This is a genomic window from Streptomyces sp. NPDC091682 (assembly GCF_044756625.1).
In the GTDB taxonomy this organism is placed as follows: Bacteria; Actinomycetota; Actinomycetes; order Streptomycetales; family Streptomycetaceae; genus Streptomyces.
Window position 1 is genome coordinate 232,593 of sequence record NZ_JBIVTH010000009.1, and the last position, 26,484, is coordinate 259,076.

19 protein-coding genes are annotated in these 26,484 nt (G+C 72.9%); 11 read left to right on the top strand and 8 right to left on the bottom strand.

What is annotated here, in order from left to right:
• Positions 1-45 precede the first annotated feature (45 nt).
• Positions 46-675: a hypothetical protein gene (locus tag ACIQK6_RS22370; RefSeq protein WP_402695308.1), complete on the bottom strand. Its 630-nt coding sequence runs from the start codon at positions 673-675 to the stop codon at positions 46-48.
• Between the two features lie 214 nt (positions 676-889).
• The gene (locus ACIQK6_RS22375; RefSeq protein WP_402695309.1) at positions 890-3,049 is read right to left on the bottom strand and encodes a RecQ family ATP-dependent DNA helicase; all 2,160 of its coding nucleotides are present in this window, start codon (positions 3,047-3,049) and stop codon (positions 890-892) included.
• A gap of 120 nt (positions 3,050-3,169) precedes the next feature.
• Between ACIQK6_RS22375 and ACIQK6_RS22380 the strand changes: the two genes are divergently transcribed.
• The 7 genes from ACIQK6_RS22380 (at position 3,170) to ACIQK6_RS22410 (ending at position 13,629) form a co-directional block, all read left to right on the top strand.
• On the top strand, positions 3,170-4,432 hold the full coding sequence (locus tag ACIQK6_RS22380; protein ID WP_402695310.1) for a DUF4192 domain-containing protein: 1,263 nt from the start codon (positions 3,170-3,172) through the stop codon (positions 4,430-4,432).
• Positions 4,433-4,644: 212 nt separating this feature from the next.
• Positions 4,645-6,633 (top strand): glycogen debranching N-terminal domain-containing protein, encoded by a 1,989-nt coding sequence (locus ACIQK6_RS22385; protein ID WP_402695311.1) that lies wholly within the window; start codon positions 4,645-4,647, stop codon positions 6,631-6,633.
• 120 nt (positions 6,634-6,753) lie between these two features.
• Positions 6,754-7,500: an NUDIX domain-containing protein gene (locus ACIQK6_RS22390; RefSeq protein WP_327382894.1), complete on the top strand. Its 747-nt coding sequence runs from the start codon at positions 6,754-6,756 to the stop codon at positions 7,498-7,500.
• A 236-nt stretch (positions 7,501-7,736) separates the two neighbouring features.
• Positions 7,737-9,530, top strand: a complete 1,794-nt coding sequence (locus ACIQK6_RS22395; protein ID WP_329098639.1) for an ABC transporter ATP-binding protein — start codon at positions 7,737-7,739, stop codon at positions 9,528-9,530.
• A gap of 137 nt (positions 9,531-9,667) precedes the next feature.
• Positions 9,668-10,609: a FadR/GntR family transcriptional regulator gene (locus tag ACIQK6_RS22400; protein ID WP_329098637.1), complete on the top strand. Its 942-nt coding sequence runs from the start codon at positions 9,668-9,670 to the stop codon at positions 10,607-10,609.
• A gap of 373 nt (positions 10,610-10,982) precedes the next feature.
• Positions 10,983-12,566 (top strand): RNA polymerase sigma factor, encoded by a 1,584-nt coding sequence (locus ACIQK6_RS22405; RefSeq protein WP_329098636.1) that lies wholly within the window; start codon positions 10,983-10,985, stop codon positions 12,564-12,566.
• A gap of 136 nt (positions 12,567-12,702) precedes the next feature.
• The gene (locus tag ACIQK6_RS22410; RefSeq protein WP_329098635.1) at positions 12,703-13,629 is read left to right on the top strand and encodes a serine protease; all 927 of its coding nucleotides are present in this window, start codon (positions 12,703-12,705) and stop codon (positions 13,627-13,629) included.
• A 109-nt stretch (positions 13,630-13,738) separates the two neighbouring features.
• Here ACIQK6_RS22410 and ACIQK6_RS22415 read toward each other — a convergent pair whose 3' ends face one another.
• Positions 13,739-13,972 (bottom strand): hypothetical protein, encoded by a 234-nt coding sequence (locus tag ACIQK6_RS22415; RefSeq protein ID WP_030028922.1) that lies wholly within the window; start codon positions 13,970-13,972, stop codon positions 13,739-13,741.
• A gap of 448 nt (positions 13,973-14,420) precedes the next feature.
• On the opposite strand from ACIQK6_RS22415, the gene ACIQK6_RS22420 reads away from it, so the two are divergent.
• The 3 genes from ACIQK6_RS22420 (at position 14,421) to ACIQK6_RS22430 (ending at position 18,796) form a co-directional block, all read left to right on the top strand.
• A complete protein-coding gene (locus tag ACIQK6_RS22420) occupies positions 14,421-16,541 on the top strand; it encodes a DNA topoisomerase IV subunit B (RefSeq protein ID WP_329098633.1) in 2,121 nt (706 codons plus the stop codon).
• Between the two features lie 174 nt (positions 16,542-16,715).
• Positions 16,716-17,207, top strand: a complete 492-nt coding sequence (locus ACIQK6_RS22425; protein WP_402695312.1) for a DUF485 domain-containing protein — start codon at positions 16,716-16,718, stop codon at positions 17,205-17,207.
• Entirely contained in the window at positions 17,204-18,796 is a 1,593-nt protein-coding gene (locus ACIQK6_RS22430) for a cation acetate symporter (RefSeq protein WP_329098629.1), read from the top strand. The genes ACIQK6_RS22425 and ACIQK6_RS22430 overlap by 4 nt, the downstream gene beginning before the upstream one ends.
• A 75-nt stretch (positions 18,797-18,871) precedes the next feature.
• Here ACIQK6_RS22430 and ACIQK6_RS22435 read toward each other — a convergent pair whose 3' ends face one another.
• The 5 genes from ACIQK6_RS22435 to ACIQK6_RS22455 form a co-directional block, all read right to left on the bottom strand.
• Positions 18,872-19,573: a response regulator gene (locus tag ACIQK6_RS22435; RefSeq protein WP_402695313.1), complete on the bottom strand. Its 702-nt coding sequence runs from the start codon at positions 19,571-19,573 to the stop codon at positions 18,872-18,874.
• Positions 19,570-21,186 carry a sensor histidine kinase gene (locus ACIQK6_RS22440; RefSeq protein WP_329098625.1) on the bottom strand — a complete coding sequence of 539 codons (1,617 nt, stop codon included), beginning with the start codon at positions 21,184-21,186 and terminating at the stop codon, positions 19,570-19,572. Before ACIQK6_RS22440 ends, ACIQK6_RS22435 begins: the two co-directional genes overlap by 4 nt.
• 72 nt (positions 21,187-21,258) lie before the next feature.
• Positions 21,259-21,753, bottom strand: a complete 495-nt coding sequence (locus ACIQK6_RS22445) for a cupin domain-containing protein (protein WP_329098623.1) — start codon at positions 21,751-21,753, stop codon at positions 21,259-21,261.
• A 59-nt stretch (positions 21,754-21,812) separates the two neighbouring features.
• Positions 21,813-22,235: a DUF4267 domain-containing protein gene (locus tag ACIQK6_RS22450; protein WP_402695314.1), complete on the bottom strand. Its 423-nt coding sequence runs from the start codon at positions 22,233-22,235 to the stop codon at positions 21,813-21,815.
• Between the two features lie 53 nt (positions 22,236-22,288).
• Positions 22,289-22,921: a hemerythrin domain-containing protein gene (locus ACIQK6_RS22455; RefSeq protein WP_329098620.1), complete on the bottom strand. Its 633-nt coding sequence runs from the start codon at positions 22,919-22,921 to the stop codon at positions 22,289-22,291.
• A gap of 193 nt (positions 22,922-23,114) precedes the next feature.
• Here ACIQK6_RS22455 and ACIQK6_RS22460 point away from each other — a divergent pair, with 193 nt between their 5' ends.
• Complete coding sequence (locus ACIQK6_RS22460) at positions 23,115-26,483, top strand: BTAD domain-containing putative transcriptional regulator (protein WP_402695315.1); 3,369 nt, start codon at positions 23,115-23,117, stop codon at positions 26,481-26,483.
• Position 26,484 lies beyond the last annotated feature (1 nt).

The window sequence follows — 26,484 nt, forward strand, 5'->3', positions numbered from 1 at the left end:
GCCGGACACACGGGCGCGTGCCTTGGCCGTGGGGGTCCTCCAGGGTCAGCGCGCGGCGGTCCGCCGCAGGGCTTCGACCGCGCCGCCCCCGGTGTGTATGGCCAGCGGAGAGAATTCGGCCACGGTGTCGCCCAGGCGCTGCGGCCGCGAGTCGGAGCTCGGGCGCCGCCCGCCACGGCCCTCGCCCACCACCTGCCAGCCCCCGCGGGTCAGCGTGATGTACGCGCCGCAGCGCAGGCCGTGCAGGGTGCAGGCGTCCCGCAGCCCCCACATCCACGCCCCGTCCTCCTCGGTCCACTGCTCATCGCCCTCGCGGCAGTAGAGCAGCACCGCCGTCCGCACCGGGGTCCGTCTGCGCAGGTCGTGCGGCAGGACCCGGCGCAGCCGGGACAGCAGGGCGTTGCGGTACTCCCAGCCGTCGGCCGAGGTCGACCTCTGCACGAAGGAGGCGCTCGCCACGAGCTGCTCCTCCGGGCCGAGGACGGCGATGACCGCAGTCGAGGGCACGGGGCTGTGCCGGGAGTGCAGCCCGCTCACGATCTCGCGCGGATTGCTGAGCAGCGGAATGCCCGCCGCTGTCCATTCCGCGGGTTCCAGCAGTCTGCCGTGCCGGCTTGTGCCACCGGTGGCTGTTGCCAGGGACGTGGTCGGGGGCGGCGCGAATCCGAAGGTCACGGTCCTCCCTTCGGGTACACGCCCGCGAACGGGCACGGTGGAGTCAGGGCGCGCCGCAGCGCGGCCCAGGAGGGTGCCGAGGAGCCGAGCGGGAGCACCCCAATTCTCGCGTGGCTTCTGAGCATGCGGCAACGAGCAATTGACGCCGCCGACCGGAATTCGCCGGTATGCCGTTCATATCCTTGCCCCGCCACGCCGAAGATGACGCATTCGACTAGCCCTGAAGCGCCAGCACCAGCGGGAACACCTCCTTCGCGCCTGCCCGCCGCAACAGCCGGGCAGCCACCGCGATGGTCCACCCGCTCTCCGTGCGGTCGTCGACGAGCAGCACCGGGCCCGCGGACTGCGCCAGCGCATCGGCCAGCGCCGGAGGCACGGTGAGGGCTTGGTGGAGCCCCCGCACCCGCTGCGCGCTGTTCGAGGACACCGACCCGAACTCCGGAGCCTGTTCCGTGTGGGCGAGCGCGCCGAGCAGCGGCATCCGCCCGATCTCCGCGATCCGCGCGGCCAGCGAACCGATCAGCTGGGGGTGGCTGCGCGAAGGCAGCGCGACCACGCCCACCGGCCGGGCCGGTGCGTCCGGCGCTCCCGAGGCCCAGCCGCCGGGGCCCCGGGCCCAGTCGGCGAGCACTGCGACCACGGCCTGCGCCACATCGTCCGGAACCGGCTGGTCGGGAGCCTGCGGGGCCAGCATCGGGCGCAGGCGGTTGCCCCATCCGATGTCGGACAGCCGGCCCAGCGCCCGGCCCGTCGAGGCCTGCTCCCCGACGGGGATGCGCCCCTTGAGGTCGACGCCGACCGCCGCGAGCCCGGTCGGCCACATCTTGCGCGGCTCCAGTTCCACGCCCGGGCGGCCGAGTTCACCGCGCGCGGTGTCCAGCGCGGTGGTGGACACCTCCGCGGTGAACCGGGCTCCGGCGCAGTTGTCACAGCGGCCGCAGGGCGCTGCCTCCTCGTCGTCGAGCTGGCGGCGCAGGAACTCCATCCGACATCCGGTGGCCGCGGCGTAGTCGCGCATGGCCTGCTGTTCCGTGGCTCGCTGGCGGGCGACCCACGCGTAGCGCTCGGCGTCGTAGGCCCAGGGCTCGCCCGTCGAGGTCCAGCCGCCCTTGACGCGGTGCACGGCGCCGTCGACGTCGAGCACCTTGAGCATGGTCTCCAGTCGGGTGCGGCGCAGATCGACCAGCGGCTCCATGGCGGGCAGCGACAGCGGCCGGCCGGCCTGGGCCAGGACGTCGAGCGTGCGGCGCACCTGCTCCTCGGGCGGGAAGGCCACCGAGGCGAAGTACTGCCAGATCGCCTCGTCCTCCCGGCCGGGGAGCAGCAGGACCTCCGCGTGCTCCACGCCACGGCCGGCGCGGCCCACCTGCTGGTAGTAGGCGATGGGGGAGGAGGGCGAGCCGAGGTGCACCACGAAGCCCAGGTCGGGCTTGTCGAAGCCCATCCCGAGGGCGGAGGTGGCCACGAGTGCCTTGACCCGGTTCGCCTGGAGGTCGTCCTCGGCCTGCTGACGATCGGCGTTCTCCGTTTTGCCGGTGTACGAGGCCACGGTGTGCCCCCGGTGGCGCAGGTAGGCGGTGACCTCCTCGGCGGCCGCCACGGTCAGCGTGTAGATGATCCCGGAGCCGGGCAGGTCCCCGAGGTGGTCGGCGAGCCAGGCCAGCCGGTGCGCCGCGTCGGGCAGGGTCAGTACGGCCAGGCTCAGGCTCTCGCGGTCCAGAGGGCCGCGCAGCACCAGAGCGTCCGTACCGGCCCCGGTGCCGAGCTGTTCTGCGACGTCGGCGGTCACGCGGGCATTGGCCGTGGCGGTCGTGGCGAGCACCGGGACACCCGGCGGCAGGTCGGCCAGCATGGTGCGCAGCCGGCGGTAATCGGGGCGGAAGTCGTGGCCCCAGTCGGAGATGCAGTGCGCCTCGTCGACCACGAGCAGCCCGGTGGCGGCGGAGAGCTTGGGGAGGACCTGGTCGCGGAAATCGGGGTTGTTGAGCCGCTCGGGACTCACCAGCAGGACGTCGACCTCACCCGCCGCCACTTCGGCTTGGATGCCCTCCCACTCCTCGGGGTTGGCGGAGTTGATGGTGCGGGCGCGGATCCCGGCCCGGGCCGCGGCCTCGACCTGATTGCGCATCAACGCGAGGAGCGGGGAGACGATCACGGTGGGGCCGGCGCCGTTCGCCCGCAGCAGTGAGGTGGCGACGAAGTAGACCGCGGACTTCCCCCAGCCGGTGCGCTGTACCACCAGCGCCCGCCGCTTGTGCGCCACGAGGGCCTCGATCGCCCGCCACTGGTCCTCGCGCAGCCTGGCGGCGCCCGTGGGGTCGCCCACGAGACGGGCTAGTACGGAGTCGGCCGAGGACCTCAGGTCTGCGTTCATACCCCCATGCAACCCGATGCCTCCGACATCGCGCCAATGCTGCTCCGGGCCTGTGGACGGCGGCGGTGGGAGTTATCCACAGGGCTTTCGGGATCGGATCGGGCGCGGGACCTTCGTGGCATGACGAACAACCACGAATCGCGCACCCCGTCCGACCGGCCCTCCACCAGCCCGGCCGGAGCCACCACCGGACCCCAGATCACCCTGCGCGGCCCGGCCGAACTGGCCGACGCGCTGCCCTACATGCTCGGCTTCCACCCGACCGACTCCCTCGTCATGGTCGCCGTGCACGGCGAGGGCGGGCGCTTCGGCGGCCGGCTCCGCGTCGGTATTCCCAGCTCGTCCGCAGAATGGGAGGACACCGCCCGGCAGGTCGCCGAATGCCTGATCACGGGAAGCGAACGGCGCGGCGGCAAGCCCGACGGCATCGTCGTGTACCTGTGCCAGGAGCCGGGCGAGGAGGAAGACGGTCGGCGGGTGATGACCAGGCTGCGGCCGCTCGCCCAGCGGATCCGGTTGGCCTGCGGCGCACTGGACGTGCCCGTGCTGGAGGCCCTGTGCCTGTCCGCAGGACGGTTCTGGTCCTACGTATGCCCCGACGAGCGGTGCTGTCCGGCCGGGGGCAGCCGGCTGGCCGCGGTCGGTACCTCGGTGCTGGCGGCGACGGCCACCTTCGCCGGACTCCAGGTCCGGGGCTCCCTCAAGGAGATCGAGAGCAGGATGGCACCGCTGCGCGGGGCCGTGGCCGAGGAGGCGGAACGGGCCCTCGACCGGGCCGCGGCGGCCCTGATGCCCAGGATCCTCGACGGGGCCACCCGCGAGGAGGTCGGCGCCGAGACCATCGCCCTGGCACGGACCCTGATGCGGCGCCTGACGCTGGCACCGCCCGTAGAGGGCGGGGCCCATGCGGACGACTGGGACGATGCGCTGCTTGGCCACGACGAGGCCGCCTCACTGATCCTCGGCCTCCAGGACCGCGAGATCCGGGACATCGCGGCCGAATGGATGGAGGACGAGGACGCGGCCCCGGCCCTGCGGCTGTGGCGGGCCCTGGCCCGGCGCTGCATCGGGGCCTACGGGGAGCACGCCGCGGCCCCGCTCACCCTCGCCGGCTGGGTCTCGTGGTCGACGGGGGACGAGCCGACCGCCCGGATCGCCTTCGGCCTGGCCCTGCGGGCGGATGCGGAGTACCGCTTCGCCCAGCTGCTCCACCATGCGTGCAACGAAGGGATCGACCCCGAGGGGCTGCGGCAGTGCCTGCGGGAGGAGCGGCGCCGCCGGGAGCCCCGGCGGCGCTCCTCGGCCGGTACCCGTCCTCCCGGCCGACGGGGCCGCACGACCCCCCGCCGGGGGTCCCGCCGCACTGCGGGGAGCGGACAGTGAGCGCGCACCGGTTCACGTCGTCCGGCGGTCCGGTGCAATCGCTTCGGTACGCGCTGGGCCCGCCCCGGCGGCGGGGGCTTCGCTTCGGGTACGCCCGGACGGGGCCCGGGCCCGTGACCCGGGCGGGGGTGGGGGCGTTCAGTTGGGGGGTGGTGCGGCCCCGGCCGCGCCGCCGCCCAGCTGAACCGACCGGAGCGCAGACAAGGCGACACATGTCCCTCCCCGCACCTCCCCGTCCACCCGGCGCGCCCGCCGCCCGTAGGTCCGAACTGCCGCCCGTGCACGGCGCCGTCATCTGCGTCGCCGCGCCCTGTCTGGTCATCTCTCCGGAGCACGGACAGCTGACCGGGCACGGGATCGACGGGATCTACCGGTCCGGGCGCCGCCTGCTCTCCCGCTGCGTACTGCGTCTCGGCGGCCGGGATCCGGTCGCCGTGCAGGGGCGAAGCCTCGCCGCCGACCGGGCCGTCTTCACCGCTACCGTGCGCACCGGCGCAGAGCCCGGCCCCGACCCCGACATCGGTGTCGAAAGGGTCCGGCACGCGGACGGCACCGAGCGGATCACCCTGCGCAGCTTCGCGGCCAGGCCGGTACGCCTGCCCGTGGAGGTGCTGCTCGGCACCGACCTCGCCGAGCTGGCCGCCGTGGCCGCCGGGCGGGCCGGGCCCGAGCTGCCCGCCGGGGTGCACGCCGCCGGGCTGCGCTGGAGCACCGGCGAGGCGCAGGCCGTGACCGCAGCCGACCCGCCGCCGGACGATGCGCTGGCTTCGGCGGGGCTGTTGCGCTGGCAGTTCGAACTGGCTCCCGGCGAATCCCGCACCATCGAACTGCGGACCACCCCGCACCGGGTGGGGCGGGCCCCCGCCGGGCAGGTGGCCAACCCGCTGGCTGCCGCCCGGGCCGAAGGGGACGATCCGAGGGCCGAGGCATGGTTTCGGACCAGCGTCCAGGACCTGGGCGCGCTGCTCCTGCGCGACTCAGAGGAGCCGGGCGACGCCTTCGCCGCGGCGGGAGCGCCCTGGCGGCTGGGTCTGGCCCCGGCGGAATCGCTCTGGGCCGCCCGGATGGCGCTGCCGCTCGGAACCGGTCTCGCCGCGGCCACCCTGCGCATTCTTGCCCGGACCCAGACCGAAGGGGGCGGACCCGACCTCGGGAAGATCCCGGGCCCGCTACGCGGAGCGGGAGCGCAGCTTCCACCGGGGTGCACCGGCACCGAGGCGACCCTGGCCTTCCCCGCGGTGCTGGCCGAGGCCCGGCTGTGGGGCATGCCCGAAGAGGAAGTGGCCCGGCTGCTTCCGGCCGCCGAGCGGTGCCTGCACTGGCTGCGCAGCGCGCTGGGGGAGGACGGTTTCCTGGCCGATCCCGACCCGGGTCCGCGTCGCTGCGAGACCCAGGCCCACGCCCATCGGGCCGCCGTGCTCGGCGCCGATCTGCTCGCCGCCTATGGACGGCCCGGAGCCGAGGAGTGGCAGGAGCGGGCGGTCGCGCTGCAGGAGCGGTTCCGGGCCGGGTTCTGGATCGACGGTCCGGACGGCGGCCGGCCCGCTTCGGCCCTCCACCCCGACGGGAGGCCGCTCCCACGGCTGACGGGAGCCGCCGCCCACCTGCTCGACACCGGACTGCTCAGCGGCGGCCGGCTTGCCCCGGGACTCCTGGACCGCACCCGCGCCGAGCAGCTGGCCCGGCTACTCGGAGCCCCCGCCATGGATTCCGGATGGGGGCTGCGGAGCATGGCCGTCAAGGAGCCGGGACACAACCCGTTCGGCCACCGCTCGGGCGCCGTGCGGGCGTACGAGAGCGCGGTGGCCGTGGCGGGCCTGGCCCAGGCCGGCTTCGAGAAGGAGGCCACCGGCCTGCTCGGCGGCCTGCTGGACGCGGCCGAGGCCTTCGGGTACCGGCTGCCGGAGATGTTCGCGGCCGAGCAGCGGACCGCGGGCAGCGCCCCGGTGCCGCACCCGGCGGCCTGCCGCCCAGCCGCAGTGGCCGCGGCGGCCGGGATCCACGCGCTGACCGCCCTCGCCGGGATCCGCCCCGACGCCCCCGCCGGCACGGTCGCCCTCGCGCCGCTCCCCGGAGCCCCCCTGGGCGGGCTCAGACTCTCGGGCCTACGGGTGGCGGGGGAGCCCTTCGCCGTCCGGATCAGCCGGCTCGGCCTCGGCATGGTGGAGGAGGCGGCCGATGTGCTCCAGTTGGGCGGTTGAGCACGCTCACCCCGTTCAGGCCGGATCCTCCGATCGATCGGAAGCCCCCCGCCGTCGGGGTACTGCCTTCAAGGTCACCAAAGCGCTGTTTATCGTCAGGCAGACGACTATGATCGCGGCATGTCGCCCTACGACCCGTCGGCCTATCCGCCCTTCGCCGTCACCGTCGACCTGGTCGTGCTCACCGTGCGGCGCCACGCGCTCTGCGCGCTGGTCGTCCGGAGAGGTGAGCAGCCGTTCCAGGGGAGCTGGGCGCTGCCCGGAGGCTTCGTCCGCGGGGACGAGGACCTGGCGGGGGCCGCCGCCAGGGAGCTCTCCGAAGAGACCGGCCTGTGCGCGCACGACCCCGCCCTGCCCGGCGCGGGCAACGGGGCGCACCTCGAACAGCTGGCCACCTACGGCGATCCGAAACGGGATCCGCGGATGCGTGTCGTCAGTGTGGCGCACCTGGTGCTGGCTCCGGACCTGCCTGCGCCCCGAGCCGGGGGCGACGCCAACAGCGCGCGCTGGGCCCCGGTCGACGAGGTGCTGGCCGACACCGACGAGGCCTCCACGGGGCTCGCCTTCGACCACGCCCGGATCCTCGCCGACGGTGTCGAGCGGGCCCGCTCGAAGATTGAGTACTCCTCGTTGGCCACTGCCTTCTGCCCGCCGGAGTTCACCGTCGGCGAGCTGCGCCGGGTCTACGAGGCGGTCTGGGGCGTGTCCCTCGACCCGCGCAACTTCCACCGCAAGGTCACCGGCACTCCCGGATTCCTGGTCCCGGCCGGAGGTACGACGACCCGTCAGGGCGGGCGTCCGGCGCAGTTGTTCCGGGCGGGCGGGGCCACCCTCCTCAACCCGCCGATGCTGCGTCCGGAAGTCTGACACCGCGGCGCACGAGGTATCGCCGGCAGAGGTGGGAACGTCGTGCGCGATCCCGGTACCGGATCTGATCCCAAGATCCGGGCCGGTACCGGGTCCGGACCCGCCGTCCGTGCGGGGCCCGGCGGCAGTATCGGCATTCCATCGGACCGGTTGCGCTGAATATCGGACATATCGCGTTATCTTGCTTGCGGTACCCACCCTGCCGCTGAGCGGTCTCACCCCCCGCGAGAGAAGCGATGCTCCAGGCCATCGGACTCACCAGCAAGCCCCGCCCCGACGCCCCGCCCCTCGTGGACGACCTCACCTTCGAGGCCCGCCCGGGGCACGTGACCGCCCTGCTCGGCGAGCCGGGATCGGGCAAGACCACCGCACTGCGGCTCATGCTCGAACTCGAACCGGGCCGCGGCGTCACCTACTTCCGCGGCCGTGCGCTGCACCGGATCCCGCACCCCGGCCGCGAGGTCGGAGTGCTCCTCGGAGACGTTCCCGGCAACCCGGCCCGGACCGTCCGCAATCAGCTGCGGATGCTCTGTGCCGCGGCCGGGGTGCCGGCTTCCCGGGCCGACACCATGTTGGAGGTCGTCGGCATCGCGGGACTGCGGGACCAACGGCTCGGCTCGCTGTCGCTCGGCATGGAGCGCCGGGTCGCACTGGCCTCGGCGCTGCTCGCCGATCCGTGCACCCTGCTGCTCGACGAGCCGGGTGCCGGACTCTCCCCCCGCGAACGCGGCTGGCTGCACGGTCTGCTGCGTGGCCACGCCTCCCTCGGTGGCGCGGTGCTCTTCACCACCGACGACGCCAAGGAGGCTGCCCGTAGCGCCGACCGCGTCGTCAGCATCGAGGCGGGCCGGCTCGTCGCCGACCAGGACGCGGCCGATTTCGCCCGGACCAGGTTGCGACCGAGGGTCGCCGTGCGCACCCCGCACGCGGCCCGGCTGGCCGACGTACTGGGCCGGGAGGCCAGGGCCGCCCGACGCACGGTGGAGATCGTCGCCGAGAGCGGCAGCCGCCTGTCGGTGTACGGCAGCAACTGCGCCGAGGTCGGCGAGGCGGCGTTCCGGCACGGCGTGCTGGTCCACCAGCTCGCCGACGAGACGGGTGACGCCGGTGCGCCGACGGCGCCCGTTCCGGCCGCGCGCACCGAGGCCGGAACGTCACCGGAGCCCGACGCGGACCGCACCCGGGCCGTCGCCGAGGCATCCGCCGAACACCCCCGGCAGATCCGTTCCGGGCGTCCGGCCTCGGCCGTGCGCCGGGTGGGCGGCCCGCTGCGGCCCCTGCGCTACGAGTTGCTCCGGGTCTTCGGGACCGCCACCCCCGTCCTCACCGCCGCCCTCGTCGTCGCCGTCTCCGTCCTCACCGCCCTCGTATTGGCCCGCACCGGGCAGACCCCGCAGAACCGGCTGCTCGCCGCCTGGCCCGAGCTACTGCCGCTACCGCCCGCCGCCCTGGGCGCGGGGCTGCTCGGCGCCCTGGCCTTCGGCGAGGAGTACCGCTACCCCGCACTCGCCGCCGACCGGGGCACCGTGCCCCGCCGGATGGGACTGCTCACCGCCAAGCTGGGCACCAGCGCTGCCCTCGCGCTGCTGCTGGGCGCCCTGGCGGTGGCCGCCGACGCCGCCGCCCTCGCCCTGGTCTTCGACAGCGGTCCGCTGCGCACCCCGGTGGAGTGGCTCTCCCCGGCCGTGAGTTGGGCCGGACTGCTCGTCGGCTGCTCCTGGGCCGGGGTACTGGCCTCAGGTGTCTTCCGGTCCGCGACCGCGGGAGTGGCCGCGGTGCTCGCCGTGCCGGTCATGGTGGTTCCGCTGGTGCGCAAGGCGCTGGAGGGCTCGTCCGCGTACCCGTCGACCGGGCTCGGGTCCCGCCTGCGCGGCCTGACCTGGGGGCAGTGGCCGCCGGAGGTCGACCGCCTGCTGGCGGGGGCCCTCCGAGTGATGGCCCAACCCGTCGGGACCGCACTGGTGTTGTCGCTGATGGTCCTGTTGTGCGCCTATGGGTTCACCGGACTGCGCAGCCGGGTCCGTTGGTGATCGTTCCGGTTCGGGAGGAGTCGAGGACGGGACCGTTGCGGTCCGTGTCACGTCAAGCGGACCGCAACTCCCCGCAAAACGTCCGGTTCTTTACGATAAGTCGTCAATTGCGTAGGTGGCACCGATCACCCTTTCGTGTGCTTTTCACCAAAGACCTCAAGGGTCATGGAGGCACGGCCGACAAAGGATTCGTGAGTACCCTTGCGCACACCATGATGACCGCCGCCCGCCACGCCGACTCCGGCCTCGCCGGCCCGGGCGAACTCGACCGCTACCCCTACGCGGAGACCCCCGGGTCCGACCGCGCCGGAGTGCCCCACTGGGACGGTGCCGACGTCGAGTTGAGCCGCGTGGGCCGCCGAGCGGCAGGCAGCCGTGGACGCGGACTGCACGGCCAACTCGTCCAGCAGCTCGGCCAGATGATCGTTTCCGGCGACCTCGGTGCGGACCGCCCGCTGGTCCCCGAAGAGATTGGCCAGCGCTTCGAGGTCTCCCGCACGGTCGTCCGCGAATCGTTGCGGGTCCTGGAGGCCAAGGGCCTCGTCAGCGCCCGCCCCAACGTCGGCACCCGGGTCCGCCCCGTCGCCGACTGGAACCTGCTCGACCCCGACATCATCGAATGGCGCGCCTTCGGTCCCCAGCGTGACGACCAGCGCCGCGAGCTCGGTGAGCTCCGCTGGACCATCGAGCCGCTCGCCGCCCGCCTCGCCGCGGGCCACGGCCGTCCGGACATCCAGCAGCGCCTCTCGGACATGGTCGAGATCATGGGGCACGCCCTCGGCCAGGGCGACGCGATCACCTTCGCGCGCGCCGACAACGAATTCCACGCGCTCCTCATCCAGGTCGCCGGGAACCGCATGCTGGAGCACCTCTCCGGCATCGTCACCGCCGCCCTCCAGGTCTCCGGCAGCCCGATCACCGCCTGCGACCGTCCGAGCGAGACCTGCGTCGCGCACCACGCGCGGATGGTCGAGGCCCTCGCCGCGGGTGACGCGACGGGCGCCGAGAACGCCATGCGCCAGCTCCTGACGGTTCATCCGGAGGTCGAGCGCGTGGTCCCCGCCCCGCGCGAGCACTGACGGGCGGACGCGCGGGGGCGAGGGGGTGCAGAACGTGTCGCCGGGCCCGGTCGGGTCCGGCGACACCGGTGTGAGGCCCCATTCGTGGCGGTTCGGTAAGCGTCGAGCACCGGGTACGACCACAGGAGCGGCACTCGTGCGTACGGGGTGTGACTCGGGCCACGAATAATTGGGCGTAACGCTCTGCGAGGTCACGCGATGACGTAAGAGGTGATGGCCGACGGAGGGAAGACAGCAGCCCTTGGGGGTGCTGTGCAGCTCCCCGGCCCCTGCCCGCGCCGCCGGCCCATCCCCGGTCGGTGGTCGTCGGCTCCGGTCCAGCACCACCAGGCCCGGGGTCGGAAGCCGTTCCCATCGTTCCGAGAGGTTGTTCGTGTCGGCCAGCACATCCCGTACGCTCCCGCCGGAGATCGCCGATTCCGAGTCTGTGATGGCGCTCATCGAGCGGGGCAAGGCCGAGGGGCAGATCGCCGGCGATGACGTGCGTCGGGCCTTCGAGGCTGACCAGATTCCTGCGACCCAGTGGAAGAATGTTCTGCGCAGCCTCAACCAGATCCTCGAGGAAGAGGGTGTGACGCTGATGGTCAGTGCCGCGGAGTCGCCCAAGCGCACCACCCGCAAGAGCGTCGCGGCCAAGAGCCCCGCCAAGCGGACGGCCACCGAGACCGTCAAGAAGACGGTGGCCAGGACGACGGCAGCGCAGCCCGCGGCCACTGCGGTTCCGGCAGCCGGGGCGGCGGACCCGGAGATCGTGGACGCGCTCGCGGGAGAGCCCGGGACGGAGCCCGCCGCCAAGAAGACGGCGGCGAAGAAGACGGCGGCCAAGAAGGCCGCGCCCGCCAAGAAGACCGCTGCCAAGAAGACGGCGGCGAAGAAGACCGCCTCCAAGAAGGACGCGGACGAGGCGGGCGAGGACGAGACCGCGGACGAGGGTCCCGACGCCGTCAAGGCCGAGGCCGAGGAAGAGGAGGAGGGCGGGGAGAACAAGGGCTTCGTCATCTCCGACGACGAGGACGACGCCCCCGCCCAGCAGGTGGTGGTCGCCGGTGCCACCGCCGACCCGGTCAAGGACTACCTCAAGCAGATCGGCAAGGTCCCCCTCCTCAACGCCGAGCAGGAGGTGGAGCTCGCCAAGCGCATCGAGGCGGGTCTGTTCGCCGAGGACAAGCTGGCGAACTCCGACAAGCTGGCGCCCAAGCTCAAGCGCGAGCTGGAGATCATTGCCGAGGACGGCCGTCGTGCGAAGAACCACCTGCTGGAGGCCAATCTCCGCCTCGTGGTCTCCCTCGCCAAGCGCTACACGGGCCGCGGCATGCTCTTCCTGGACCTGATCCAGGAGGGCAACCTGGGTCTGATCCGCGCGGTCGAGAAGTTCGACTACACCAAGGGCTACAAGTTCTCGACCTATGCCACGTGGTGGATCCGGCAGGCGATCACGCGCGCCATGGCCGACCAGGCGCGCACCATCCGCATCCCGGTGCACATGGTCGAGGTCATCAACAAGCTGGCGCGCGTGCAGCGCCAGATGCTCCAGGACCTGGGCCGCGAGCCCACCCCGGAGGAGCTGGCCAAGGAACTCGACATGACTCCCGAGAAGGTCATCGAGGTCCAGAAGTACGGCCGCGAGCCGATCTCCCTGCACACGCCGCTCGGCGAGGACGGCGACAGCGAGTTCGGTGACCTCATCGAGGACTCCGAGGCGGTCGTCCCGGCCGATGCGGTGAGCTTCACGCTGCTGCAGGAGCAGCTGCACTCGGTGCTCGACACCCTGAGCGAGCGCGAGGCCGGCGTCGTCTCGATGCGCTTCGGCCTCACGGACGGCCAGCCCAAGACCCTCGACGAGATCGGCAAGGTCTACGGGGTCACGCGTGAGCGGATCCGCCAGATCGAGTCGAAGACGATGTCGAAGCTCCGGCACCCGTCCCGCTCCCAGGTGCTGCGCGACTACCTGGACTGAGCGGGCGGCTTTCGACGGCGCCGGGCGCCGTCGAAAGCCGCGGGGGACGACAGCGCGACGTGGCCGCGCGGGTGCGCTCGGCCACCGGGCGACCCACTCTGGGTGGAGTCATGCACACTCGGAGTCAGGAGGCCTCATGCGTCGTCCCTTTGCCCGTGCTCTGGCGGGAGCGCTGACCCTGGCGGCGGGAGCGGCCGCGGCGCCGTTCGCCCAGGTGCCACAGGCGGCCGCGGACAGCGTGGTGATCGGCGGGAAGCCGGTGAAGGTCGCCGACAGCCCCTGGGTCGTCGCCCTCGCCAGCCGTGACCGGTTCGGGGGTACGCGGGGCGGGCAGTTCTGCGGAGGCGTGGTCGTGTCCCCGACCCGGGTGCTGACGGCTGCGCACTGCCTGGGCAGCCAGGTGCTCGGAGGCCCGGTCGAATCCGTGGCCGACTTTCGGGTGATCGCGGGGCGTACGGAGCTCCGGGCGGCCGACGGCCGGGAGATCGCGGTGCGCGGGGCGAGGGTGAACCCGGCCTATGACCCGGCGAGCAATGCCGGGGACCTCGCCGTTCTGGAGCTGGCCGAGTCGGTACCGGCCCACTACGTGCTGCCCATGGCGGGTACGGGGCACTCCGCCTACGCGGCGGGGACCGGGGCGGCGGTGTACGGCTGGGGCGACACGAGCGGCTTTGGTGACTATGCGTACGGGCTGCGTGCCGCGGGGGTGACGGTGTTGGCGGACGCGGTCTGCGAGCGCGCCTACCCCGGGGACGCGGACGGGCAGTACCGCGCGGAGTCCATGGTGTGCGCGGGGGACGACGGCGGCGGCAGGGACGCCTGCCAGGGGGACAGCGGCGGGCCGCTGGTGGCTCAGGGCCGGCTCATCGGGCTGGTCTCGTGGGGCCGGGGCTGCGGGCGTGCCGACAGCCCCGGTGTCTACACGCGCGTCGCCCCGTTGGTCGACTTCGTACTGGCCCCGGAGACGGGCGCGCAGCCCGGGAAGGTCCAAGGCATCGGGTGGGGCGCCCGCGGGGCCTACGGACCCCGCACAGGGGCCGTACAGGGGCACCGTACGCCCTAGCCGCGGGGTCGCGGACGTGAGGACGGGCGGCACTCCTGGGTCTCAGGAGTGCCGCCCGTCGACCGGCCTAGCCGGTCCTGGCTCGTCGGATGCGAGGTGCAGGCCTGTGTCAGCGGTCCTCGGGTTCGGCATGGGCAGCCGGAGCGGACGTGAGCCGCTCGGTCTCATCCTGTATTTCCGCGGCGATCTTCTTGAGTTCCGGCTCGAACTTGCGCCCGTGGTGGGCGCAGAAGAGCAGTTCACCGCCGCTCAGCAGGACGACGCGCAGATATGCCTGGGCGCCGCAACGGTCGCATCGGTCAGCGGCCGTCAGCGGGGTCGCGGGTGTCAGAACAGTAGTCACGTCGCCTCTTCTCTAGCTCGACGAGCTGTCGTACCAGGGTCAACATCCAACCAGGCCGAAAACGTTCCCGCTCGCGGCTTTTCCTCGAAACTTCCTTCCGAAGCTGGCCGGCTGTTGCCGGTTGGCGGCGAAGGAGCCGTATTGCGTTGCTTTACGGTTTCGCGTTGTCAGTCGTGCGCTTGTTGCAGTTCCATCCTCCCCCGGCGTGAGTGCCAGGTTGTTCATGAGGACGTGCCCGAACCCTAAATGGTTCATGCGCGGAAGGGAACGTGATGTTTCCTTCACCCGCGCGGGGGATCGAACATCCGTACGGATCTGGACTAGGCTGCGGAATGGGCGAGGGTGGCGTTGCATCGGCTCTACCTGGCCTCGGTACCCTTCGAGCGGCACCCGAGCCACCCCTGCGCCCGACCGGGCCAGAAAAGAAATTCAGCGAGGAGCGAACTGCGTGACCGCCGACACGTCCGTGCCTTCCAGCGCGCTGCTGTCCGGAGCAGACCGGGACGGTTCCAACTACACCGCGCGGCACCTGCTCGTCCTCGAAGGGCTGGAGGCCGTCCGCAAGCGCCCCGGCATGTATATCGGCTCCACCGACAGCCGGGGCCTCATGCACTGCCTGTGGGAGATCATCGACAATTCCGTCGACGAGGCCCTGGGCGGCTACTGCGACCACATCGAGGTGATCCTCCACGAGGACACCTCCGTCGAGGTCCGGGACAACGGCCGCGGCATCCCCGTGGACGTCGAGCCCAAGACCGGCCTGTCCGGCATCGAGGTCGTCATGACCAAGCTGCACGCCGGCGGCAAGTTCGGCGGTGGCTCGTACGCGGCCTCCGGCGGTCTGCACGGCGTCGGTGCCTCCGTGGTCAACGCCCTCTCCGCCCGCCTCGACGTCGAGGTCGACCGCAACAGCTCGACCCACGCCATCAGCTTCCGGCGCGGCGTCCCGGGAATGTTCACCGAGCAGGGCCCCGACAGCCCCTTCGACCCCGCCAACGGCCTCCGCAAGGTCAAGCGGGTCGCCAAGGGCAAGACCGGCACCCGGGTCCGTTACTGGGCCGACCGCCAGATCTTCCTCAAGGACGCCCGGCTCAATCTGGAGACGCTCTACCAGCGCGCCCGCCAGACCGCCTTCCTCGTCCCCGGCCTGACCCTGGTCGTCCGCGACGAGCGCGGCATCGACGGGGCCGGCAAGACCGAGGAGACCTTCCGCTTCGACGGCGGCATCAGCGAGTTCTGCGAGTACCTCGCCCAGGACAAGGCCGTCTGCGACGTACTGCGGCTGACCGGATCGGGCACCTTCAAGGAGACCGTCCCGGTCCTCGACGACCGCGGCCACATGACCCCGACCGAGGTCACCCGCGAGCTCGGCGTGGACATCGCCCTGCGCTGGGGCACGGGGTACGAGACCGGCGTCAAGTCCTTCGTGAACATCATCGCCACCCCCAAGGGCGGCACCCACGTCAGCGGCTTCGAACGCTCCGTGACCAAGACCGTCAACGAGGTGCTGCGCTCGGCCAAGCTGCTGCGCGTCGCCGAGGACGACGTGGTCAAGGACGACGCGATGGAGGGCATGACGGCCGTCGTCACCGTCCGGCTCGCCGAGCCGCAGTTCGAGGGCCAGACCAAGGAGGTGCTCGGCACCTCGGCGGCCACCCGGATCGTCGCCGCCGTGGTCGCCAAGGAGCTCAAGGCCTTCCTGACGTCCACCAAGCGCGACGACAAGCAGCAGGCCCGCGCCGTGATGGAGAAGATCGTCGCGGCGGCCCGGACCAGGATCGCGGCTCGTCAGCACAAGGAGGCGCAGCGTCGCAAGACGGCACTGGAGACCTCCTCGCTCCCCGCCAAGCTGGCCGACTGCCGCAGCGACGACGTGGACCGCAGCGAGCTCTTCATCGTCGAGGGCGACTCCGCCCTCGGTACCGCGAAGCTCGCCCGGAACTCGGAGTTCCAGGCGCTCCTGCCCATCCGCGGCAAGATCCTCAACGTTCAGAAGTCCTCGGTCTCGGACATGCTCAAGAACGCCGAGTGCGGGGCGATCATCCAGGTCATAGGAGCCGGCTCGGGCCGGACCTTCGATATCGACGCCGCCCGGTACGGCAAGATCGTGCTGCTCGTGGACGCCGATGTCGACGGCGCGCACATCCGTTGCCTGCTGCTCACGCTCTTCCAGCGGTACATGCGGCCGATGGTCGAGGCCGGCCGGGTCTTCGCGGCCGTGCCGCCGCTGCACCGGATCGAGCTGGTCCAGCCGAAGAAGGGCCAGGACAAGTACGTCTACACGTACTCGGACAACGAGCTGCGCCAGACGCTGCTGGAGTACCAGCGCAAGAACATCCGGTACAAGGACTCGATCCAGCGGTACAAGGGCCTCGGCGAGATGGACGCGGACCAGCTGGCGGAGACCACCATGGACCCCCGCCACCGCACCCTGCGCCGGATCAACATCGGCGACCTGGACTCGGCCGAGCAGGTCTTCGACCTGCTCATGGGCAACGAGGTGGCCCCGCGCAAGGAGTTCATCACGAGCTCCGCGGCCACCCTGGACCGCTCGCGCATCGACGCCTGACCCGGGTGCCGCCGGCCCCCGGCAGAGACTGACACCGAACGCACCACGGCACACCGGCGCTCTTCGTTCCATCACCTGTTGGAGTGAAGAGCGCCGGTACACCCGTCCGGAAAGACCCATTCCGTACATCCTTGTGGGCACGCGGCCAATGCGGCAGCGGACAAGGAGAGTTCGGTGGACAAGCACGAAGGTCGTGATACCGGAACGATCCGGCTGGACGACCCCTGGTACGACGACGCGCTGGCCGTCGGGTGGGGCGAGGGTGAGGAAACGTCCCAGCCGGCCCCGGTTCCCGTGGGTGGACGCCCCGCGCCCGGAGCATCCGACATCTACCTCGAAGTGCAGCGCAGCGCCGCCTTCCAGGAGGTGCGCACCCGCTACCGCAGGTTCGTCGTCCCCGCCACCGCCGGATTCTTCCTCTGGTACGTCGCCTACGTGGTCGCCGCCACTGCCGCGCCCGGCCTGATGGCCCGGCCCGTGGTGGGCGCGGTCAACGTGGCCATGCTGGCGGGGCTCGGCCAGTTCCTCAGCACCTTCCTGCTGACCTGGGCCTATGCCCGGCACGCGCGACTGCGCAGGGACCGGGCCGCGCTCGATCTGCGCTGGACCGTCTTCGAGCAGGAGCACGGCGCCGAGCGGACCCGGGCGAGGAGGGCCGGCCGGTGACCACCGAGCACCAGACCCTCGCGCTGATCCTGTTCAGCCTCTTCATCGCGGTGACGCTCGGCATCACCACCTGGGTCAGCCGGAACCGGCACGGTTCGGCCGAGGAGTTCTACGCGGGCGGGCGATTGTTCTCCCCGATGGAGAACGGATTCGCCATCGCGGGCGACTACATGTCCGCGGCCTCGTTCCTCGGCATTTCCGGCCTGATCGCCCTCTTCGGCTACGACGGGCTGCTGTATTCGGTGGGCTTCCTCGTGGCCTGGCTCGTGGTGCTGTTCCTCGTCGCCGAACTCGTTCGCAACTGCGGGCGCTTCACCCTTGCCGACGTGGTCGCCGCCCGGATGAGCGAACGTCCGGTCCGGATCGCGGCCGGCATCTCCTCGGTCGTCGTCTCCGTCCTCTACCTCATCGCGCAGATGGTCGGCGCGGGCAGTCTGGTCGGCCTGCTGCTGGGGAACTCGAGCGCCGTAGCCCGCACCCTCACCGTGGTGGGCGTGGGCGCCCTGATGGTGGTCTACGTGTCCTTCGGCGGGATGCGGGCCACCACCTGGATCCAGATCGTCAAGGCCGTGCTGCTGATGGGCGGCGCGATCACCCTGACCGTGCTCGTGCTGCTGCGCTTCCACGGGAACTTCGACCAGTTGCTCACCAGCGCAGCCGACCGCAGCGGGCACGGACGGGCCTTCCTGGGCCCCGGCCTCAAGTACGGCGGGGACTGGACCGCCCGCATCGACTTCATGAGCCTCGGCCTCGCGCTGGTCCTCGGGACCGCCGGGCTGCCGCACATCCTGTCGCGGTTCTACACCGTGCCCACCGCGCGGTCGGCCCGCCGCTCGGTGGTGTGGGCGATCGCGCTGATCGGCGGGTTCTACCTGATGACCATCGTGCTCGGCTTCGGGGCGGCCGCGCTGGTGGGACCGGACGAGGTACGGGCCTCCAACGCCTCGGGGAACACGGCCGTTCCGCTGCTGGCGGCCTTCCTCGGCGGGGGCGCCGACTCCACCGGGGGCGCGGTGCTGTTCGCCTTCGTCGCCGCCATCGCCTTCGCCACTATCCTGGCCGTGGTCGCCGGCATCACCCTGGCCTCCTCGGCCTCCGTGGCACACGACCTGTACGCCTCCCTCAAGCGCCGGCACGCCCGGCAGCGCAGCGAGGTCGCGGTGGCCCGGGGCGCGGCCGTCGGCATCGGGGCGGTCGCGATCGCCCTCGGGCTGCTCGCCCAAGACCTCAACGTGGCGTTCCTGGTGGGGCTGGCCTTCGCGGTGGCGGCTTCGGCGAATCTGCCGGTGCTGCTGTACTCGCTCTTCTGGCGCGGCTTCACCACGCGCGGAGCCGTTTGGTCGGTGTACGGCGGTCTGATTCCGGCGGTGCTCCTGGTACTGGTCTCGCCGGTGGTGTCGGGCAGCGCCGACTCCCTCTTCCCCGGAGTGGACTTCCAGTACTTCCCGCTCCAGAACCCGGGGATCGTCTCGATCCCGCTGGGCTTCCTGGCGGGCTGGCTGGGCACCGTCACCTCGGGAGAGGAAGCGGACGAGGCGAAGCACGCGGAGACGGAGGTCCGCTCCCTGACCGGAGCCGGAGCGGTCTGAGGGGCCGAGGGGGCCGAGGGGCGGAGCGGCCGGTCGGCCGGTCGGCTGGGCGGTCGGTCGGAAGGCCGGTCGCCGTCAGGCCGGCCCCTCCGACGGGAGCCAGGCGTAGCGGTGTTCCGGACGGCCGGTCTCGCCGTAGCGCAGGGCGAGGCTGACCCGCGCGGTGCGTTCGAGGAGCTTGAGGTAGCGCTGGGCGGTCTGCCGGCTGATGCCCGCGCGGTCGGCGATCTGCTGGGTGGACAGGGGACCTTCGGCGGACCGCAGCACCTGGCGGACGAGCTCCGCGGTGGTGGCGGAATGGCCCTTGGGGAGCTCGTTCGGGGATCCCGCGGCGGCGAGGGCACCGAAGATCCGGTCCACCTCGGCCTGTTCGGCCTCACCGCCCGTCTCCAGGGTGCGGCGCAGCGCCCCGTACGCCTCCAGCCGGCTTCGCAGTCCGGCGAAGGTGAAGGGCTTGACCAGGTATTGCAGGGCGCCGAGGCGCATGGCGGCCTGCACGGTGGCGAGGTCGCGGGCAGCGGTGACCATGATCACATCGGTGCGGTGGCCGAGCTGGCGCAGCCGCCGAACGAGGTCCAGGCCGTTCTCGTCGGGGAGGTAGTGGTCCAGCAGGACCAGGTCCACCGGATGCGAGGCGAGGAACTCCAGGGCCTCGGCGGCTGAATGAGCCTGAGCCGTCACCAGGAATCCGGGAACCTTTGCCACGTACGCCGCGTTGATCCGGGCAACACGCATGTCGTCGTCGACGACCAATACGTGGATCGGGGTCTCGTTCACCGCAGGGCCTCCGGGAGTACGACGGAGAATTCCGCCCCTCCGTCCGCTGCTTCACCGACCCGCGCGCTGCCGCCCTGCCGCTCCGCGAGGCGGCGTACGAGGGCGAGGCCCAGCCCACGCTCGCGGTGGGCCTTGGGCTGCTTGGTCGACCAGCCCTCCGTGAAGATCTCCTCACGGCGCGCGGCGGGCACCCCGGGGCCGCTGTCGCACACCCGCAGCACGGCGGTACGCCCCTCCGCGCGCAACTCCACCTCGACCAGGGGCGCCGCTGAACCCGTTGCGGCATCCAGGGCGTTGTCCACGAGGTTGCCGAGGATCGTGACGAGGCCGCCCGGGTCCACCAGGCGGTCGGGGAGGAGGGTGGAGCCGGCCAGGCGCAGGGGGACGCCGCGCTCGGCGGCGACGGCCGCCTTGCCCACCAGGAGGGCGGCCAGCAGCGGGTCGTGGACCTTCTCGGCGACCTGTTCGGCCGTCGTGCGGTGCACGCCGGCGACCTCGGTCACGAACTCCACCGCCTCCTCGTGCAGGCCCAGCTCCAGGAGGCCGAGGAGGGTGTGGAGGCGGTTGGCGTGCTCGTGGTCCTGGGCGCGCAGGGCATCGATCAGGCCCCGGGTGGAGTCGAGCTCGCGGCCGAGGCGCTCCAGTTCGGTGCGGTCGCGCAGGGTGGCGACGGCGCCGCCGTCCTCGGTCGGCATGCGGTTGGCCACCAGCACCCGGGGGCCCTGGACGGTGAGCAGGTCCCGGCCGGTGACACGGCCCGACAGGACGTCCGCGGTGCGGCCCGCACCCAGTACGTCCTCCAGCGGGCGCCCCGCGCAGCCGACGGCGGCGTCCGGGGCGAGGCCCAGCAGGCGGGCGGCCTCGTCGTTGACCAGCCGGACCCTGCCGTCGGGGGCCAGGGCGATCACACCCTCGCGGATGGAGTGCAGCATGGCCTCGCGCTCGGCGAGCAGGCCGGCGATGTCGGAGAAGGCCAGATCGCGGGTCTGCCGCTGGATCCTGCGGGAGAGCAGGTAGGCGGCGAGGGCGCCCGCTGCCAGGGCCCCGCCGGCGTAGGCGAGCAGTCCGGGGATCGCGCCGAGCAACCGGTCGCGGACGCTGTCGTAGGCGATGCCGACCGAGACGGCGCCGATGATCTCGCCGTCGGCCGCGAGGAGCGGGACCTTGCCCCGGGCGGAGCGGCCCAGGGTGCCGTCGTCGATCTCCATGACCTCGCGCCCCGCCAGGGCATCGCTCGGGTCAGTGGAGACGGGGAGCCCGATCCGGTCGGCGCTCGGGTGCGAGCGGCGGATGCCGTCCAGGTCGAGCACGACCACGTACTCGGCTCCGGTGGCCCGGCGGATCCGCTCGGCCGAGGACTGTACGGGGCTGTCGGCCGAGGCCCCGGAGTCCAGGACCCCGGCGGCCAGGGCCGGGTCGGCCGCGGCGCTCTGCGCGATGGCCAGGGCGCGCCGCATGGCCTGGTCGTCGAGCTGGGCGCTCAGCGGCGCCAGGAACAGTCCGGTCGCCAGAACGGCGACCCCGGCGGCGATGGCCAGCTGGGTCAGCAAGATCTGGGAGACCGCCCGTCTGGGCAGCCCGACGCGCCGAGCGCTCATGAGGGGGAACCGCATGGGCAGCAACGGTAGGTCGGCACGGGCACGAGCGGAATGCTTGCGCCCGGCTTGTCGGGTACCCCACTCCCGTCATGCCCGGACCGTGTCCCACGCCTCACTGCGGGTGAAGTAGGTGTCGTAGAGCTCTTGGACGTCCAGCAGGGACTCCGGAGGCACTTTCCCGTAGGCGATCCGTTCCAGGTGGCGGAAGTACTCGAACCGCTCGATGCCCGGCGTGATCACGATGAGGATGTCGGCGTTCTCACCGGGCGCGGCGGCGAACGCGTGATCGAGGCCGGGCGGCACGATGACGAGGTCACCGCGTTCCGCGGTCACCACCTGGTCGCCCGACAGGAGCTGCGCGGTGCCGTCGAGCAGGTAGAAGAGCTCGGCGGACCGGGAGTGGTGGTGGGGCGCAGCCCCGTTGGCGCCGTCCAGCAGGCTCACCCGCTGGGTCGACAGGGCGCCGCCCGTGGAACTGCTGTCGGCGAGGAGCTGGATGGTCGTCGGGGCAGCGCCGATCGTCTCGGCCTTGGCCGAGCGCACGATCACCGTTTCGTCGAAGGAAGGCACGATCAGGGACATGTCGTCTTCTCCTGGGAGAGGGGAGCTGGTGAGGGAGGGGGAGGAGGGAGGGCGGGTGGTCAGGTCCGGGCCGGCTTGGCGGCGGCCGGGACGGCAGGGGCCGGACGCTCGCGCAGTAGGAGGCCCGCGGTCAGGGCGACGGCGAGGGCGGTGGCGCCGTGGACCCCGTAGGCCTGAGCCGCGGGTCCACCGCCCGCGAGGACGATCACCATGTCGCCGGCGGGGACGAAGACGATCGCGGCCATGGCCCAGCCGAGCGCCCGGCGCTGCCCCGTGAGGAGGAGCGCGAGGATGACCAGGCCGGTCGCGACGTCGCGCACGCCCTTGACGGAGAGGAAGGCGGCGCCGTCGTGCTGCGGCCAGGTCGGTAGCCCGAAGTCGGCGGCGGTCGCCTGCGGTGCGAGCAGGTAGCTGAGCCCGACGTACAGGATGAACGCGCCGCCGATGGCGGCCAGGGCGGTGGTGAAGTGCTTGAGGGACATGGTTCGTCTCCGTCTCTTGGAAGTGGCGGGAGGGGCGGCGCAGGGGAGGGGGGTCAGCGCGGAGCGGCGGTGCGGCGGACGGCGCGCATCCGACGGACGTAGGCGGGACGCCCGACGGTGTGCCACAGCAGGCGCCCGGCGAGGGGCAGCGCGGCGAGCATCGCTGCACGCTCGGCCCGGTCGGCGTCCTCCAGGACCATCCCGAGGAAGAACAGCAGCTCGGGCTTGGGAGTGCTGGTCAGGAAGTGCTCGCCCAGCCGGTCCCACTCGTAGCCGGACAGGTGGCGGGCGGCGAGCGGCAGGAGCGATTCCTCCTCGTCCGCCAGGTGCTCCAGCAGCACGGTCCGGTGCTCGGAGAGGACCGACACGAGCGCGTCGCGTTCCGCCTCCCCCGCCCGGCCCTCCCAGGCCGGCAGGGCCTCCTCGGCGGTCGCGAGGCTCGCGGCCACCCGCTCGTGCTGGGCCTCCATGCGCAGGACGAGATCCGCTTCGAGGTCGACCCGGGCCATCAGCAGCGGCCACAGGTAGGCGTCCTCGCCGTGGTGGTGGCCCGTCAGACCGAGCCGGTAGTCGCGGAAGTGGTCCCCGAGGACCCGCGCCCGCGCAGTGTCGCCGGGAGCCACCGCGGCGATCAGCTCGACCAGCAGGCTCGCCTCGCGACGCAGGCCGCGGTGGATGACCACCATCTCGTGGGTGTTCGGCCGTGCCGTGCTCCGGTGCGTTCGCGGTGCTCGTGTCGTCCGTGGCTGCGTCGTCTTCATGGGAAGAGACTCGGCGGCGGTACATGGAGGGTTCTTGGAAGGCACTTGGAGGGTTGCGTGACGTCATGAGGCCCGGGGCGGGCCGGAGCTGAGCGATACGGCGTACGTTGGTCGAGTCATGGTCCACATACGCGTACTCGGCTCCTTCACGGCCGAGCGGGACGGCGAGGCGATCCCGCTCGGCGGCCACCGCCAGCGCTCCGTCCTGGCCCTGCTCGTAGCGGCCCGCGGCCGGGTCGTGTCCGTCGACCGGATGATCGAGGAGCTCTGGCAGGGGGCGCCGCCCGCCCGGGCCGTTGCCTCGCTCCAGGCCTACGTCTCCAACCTGCGCCGCCTCCTCGAACCGGGCCGGGCCCCGCGCACCCCCGCCCGGCTGCTGGTGAGCGCGCCGCCCGGGTACGCGCTGCGGCTTCCCGAGGACGCCGTCGACGCCCGGCGCTTCGAACGGCTGCTCGGCCGTGCACGCGCGGCCCTGCACGCCGAGCCGGAGACCGCCGGAGCCCTGCTCCGCGAGGCGCTGGCGCTGTGGCAGGGGCCGGCGTACGCCGAGACGGCCGACGAACCGTGGACCCACGCCGAGATCCTGCGGCTCGGCGAGTTGCGGCTGGCCGCGCGCGAACTCTCCATCGCCGCCGGGTTGCGGGGCGGCGGCGATCTCGCAGGGGCGGTCGCCGAGGCCGTGTTGCTGACCCGGGACGAGCCGCTGCGGGAGGAGGCTTGGCGGCTGCACGCGCTCGCACTGTGGGCGGCGGGCCGGCAGGCCGACGCGCTCTCGGCGCTGCGCCGGGCCAGGACGGTACTCGCCGATGAGGTGGGAGTGGATCCCGGTGCCGCCCTGATCGAGCTGGAGAGGGCGGTCCTGGCCCAGGACGGCCGGGTGCTGCGCGAGGCCACGCGGCCACCGGAGCCCGTGGTGCCCGCGGTGCCTGTGGTGCCCGTGCCGTCTGAGCCAACGGCGTTGTCTGAGCCATCTGTGGCGTCGGGCCCGGCCGCCACCGGGGGCGAGCCGTTCGCCGGGCGCGAAGAGGAACTGGAGCGGCTGACGGCGGCGGCGCACCGGGCCCGCGCGGCCGGCCCCGGCGCCGCGCTGGTCACCGGCGAGGCCGGGATGGGCAAGTCTGCGCTGCTGCACGCCTTCGGCGACAGGCTCCGCACCGAGGGCTGGCTCGTCGCCTTCGGGCGCACCACCGACGCCGAGGGCGCACCACCCGCCTGGGCCTGGGGCGAAGCACTGCGCACCGTCGCGGCGGCCGTCCCGCCCGAGCCCGCGGTGGCCGCCGCGCTCTCGCCCCTCCTGGCCGAGGGCGCTCCCGGCACTGGCCGCGCGCCCGTCGGCGAGGACGTCGCCGCCGGGCGGTTCCGGCTGCACCGCGCCGTCGGCCAGTGGCTGGTGGAGGCCGCGCGCGGGCGGCCCGTCGCCGTCGTCCTGGACGACCTGCACTGGGCCGACACCGAGACGCTGGCGCTGCTGTCCGGTGCCGCCGACCTCCCCCCGGGTACCGCGCTGCTCGTCGTGGGCGCGTACCGGCCGGAGGACACGGAGGGCCGGCTCGACGACACCCTGGCCGTACTGGCACGGCGTTCACCGGCCCGGATCGCGCTGCGCGGCCTCACCGAGGAGGCCGTGGCCGAGGTGGTCCGGGGCGTGGGCGGCCCGCAGGTCGACGCGGAGGTCATGACCGCGCTGGCCGAACGCACGGGAGGGAACCCCTTCTACGTCCAGGAGAGCGCCAGGCTGCTGGCCGGCGAGGGCTCGCTCGTGGCGCTGTCCGAGGTGCCCGAGGGCGTACGGGACGTGCTGCGCCGGCGGCTCGGACGCCTCCCCGAGGCGGTGGTGGCCGTACTGCGCCTGGCCGCGGTGGCCGGACGGGAGTCCGACGTCGAGGTCCTGGTCGGGGCGGCGGACACCGGCGAGGACGGCGTGCTGGCCGCGTTGGAGGCCGGTCTGCTCGCCGGACTGCTGGCCGAACCCGAGCCGGGGCGGGTCCGGTTCGCCCACGCGCTGGTACGCGACACCCTCCTGGCGGACCTCAGTCGGCTGCGCTCCTCGCGGATGCACGGCAGGATCGCGACCTGCCTGGAGCGGCTCGCCCCGGACGACGTCTCCGCGCTGGCCCACCACTTCGTGCGCGCGGCCTCCTCGGCGACGGCGGCGAAGGCGGTCGAGTACGGCCTGCGGGCCGCCTGGCTCGCAGAGAGCCGGTTCGCCCATGACGTGGCCGCCGTGCTGCTCGCCGAGGCGGTGGAGTGCTTCGAGCGGGTCCCCGTGGGGTCCGGAGGCGACCGGGACGCCGAGCGCGCCGAGCTGCTCGGCCAGCTGGTACGGGCCCAGGTACGGGCCGGGGCGATCATGGCGGCCCGCACGACCCGGCGTACCGCGATCGACCGTGCGGTCGGCGCCGGCCGGGACGACCTGCTGGTCGCGGCGTTCACGGCGTGGACCGAACCGACCCCGTGGCAGACCCGGCCCTACGGCGTGGTCGACGGACCGGTGGTGGAGCTGCTGGAGCGCCTACTGGCGCGGCCCGGTCACGGCCCCGCCGTACGCTGCCGGCTACTGGGCGCGTACGCCGCCGAGCTGTCCGACGCCAAGGTGGCGGGCGTACGGGCGGCGGCGCGCGAGGCGCTCGCCCTCGCGGAGGGCACCGGGGACCCCGTGCTGCGTGCGGGGGCGCTCGCGGCGCTGGTCAAGGAACTCGACGCCGACCTGGAATGGCCCGAACGCGCCGCGCTGGGAGGCGAACTCGAACGGCTCGGCGCCGCGCACGAGCTGCCGGGCCACCAGTGGTACGGGATGTTCGTCCGCTCCGCGGCGCTGGCCGCCGAGGGCGATGTGGCCGGTGCACGTCGGCTCGTGGAGCGCTGGATACGTCTCGCACGGACCTACCGGATGCCCGGACCGGTCGCCGTCGGCGAGGCGGTCGAGGCGACCTGGGCCCATGTCGAGGGGCGGTTCGAGGAGGCGGAGCACCTCTACCGGCAGGCGGCCGCGCGGATGGCCCGGCAGGGATCCCCGCACGCGGAGGGGATCCTGGCGGTCGCGATGGCGACGCTGTGGGTGAGCCAGGGGCGGCCCGCGCAGTCGCTGCCGCGGCTGCGGCAGGTGTACGCGGCCTTCGGTCCGCAGGCCGGGGACCTGCTCGCGGTCGCGCTGGCCGCCGCGGGCGAGGAGCGGGAGGCCCGCGAGGTACTCGACCGGGCGGGACCGCTCCGGACGGACTACTTCTTCAAGGTCTTCGCGACCTTCCGGGCGATGACCATGGTCATGCTCGGGGAGCGGGCGGGCGCCGAGGAGTTGTACGCGGCCCTGCTGCCGTACCGTGACGCTCCGCCGCCCTCCTCCGGGTTCACCGTGGCGGTCCGCCCGGTCGCCCGCACCCTGGGCGAACTGGCCGTGCTGTTGGGCCGCGAGGACGAGGCCGCGGGCCACTTCGCGCGCGCGGCGGCCATCGCCGAGCGGTGGCACAGCCCGTGGGGAGCCGCCTGAC

Bases quoted from the DNA above. Each gene is read 5' to 3' on its own strand.
- ACIQK6_RS22375 (WP_402695309.1), bottom strand. From the start codon at position 3,049: ATGAACGCAGACCTGAGGTCCTCGGCCGACTCCGTACTAGCCCGTCTC.
- ACIQK6_RS22380 (WP_402695310.1), top strand. From the start codon at position 3,170: ATGACGAACAACCACGAATCGCGCACCCCGTCCGACCGGCCCTCCACC.
- ACIQK6_RS22385 (WP_402695311.1), top strand. From the start codon at position 4,645: ATGTCCCTCCCCGCACCTCCCCGTCCACCCGGCGCGCCCGCCGCCCGT.
- ACIQK6_RS22390 (WP_327382894.1), top strand. From the start codon at position 6,754: ATGTCGCCCTACGACCCGTCGGCCTATCCGCCCTTCGCCGTCACCGTC.
- ACIQK6_RS22395 (WP_329098639.1), top strand. From the start codon at position 7,737: ATGCTCCAGGCCATCGGACTCACCAGCAAGCCCCGCCCCGACGCCCCG.
- ACIQK6_RS22410 (WP_329098635.1), top strand. From the start codon at position 12,703: ATGCGTCGTCCCTTTGCCCGTGCTCTGGCGGGAGCGCTGACCCTGGCG.
- ACIQK6_RS22440 (WP_329098625.1), bottom strand. From the start codon at position 21,186: ATGCGGTTCCCCCTCATGAGCGCTCGGCGCGTCGGGCTGCCCAGACGG.
- ACIQK6_RS22445 (WP_329098623.1), bottom strand. From the start codon at position 21,753: ATGTCCCTGATCGTGCCTTCCTTCGACGAAACGGTGATCGTGCGCTCG.
- ACIQK6_RS22450 (WP_402695314.1), bottom strand. From the start codon at position 22,235: ATGTCCCTCAAGCACTTCACCACCGCCCTGGCCGCCATCGGCGGCGCG.
- ACIQK6_RS22455 (WP_329098620.1), bottom strand. From the start codon at position 22,921: ATGGTGGTCATCCACCGCGGCCTGCGTCGCGAGGCGAGCCTGCTGGTC.
- ACIQK6_RS22460 (WP_402695315.1), top strand. From the start codon at position 23,115: ATGGTCCACATACGCGTACTCGGCTCCTTCACGGCCGAGCGGGACGGC.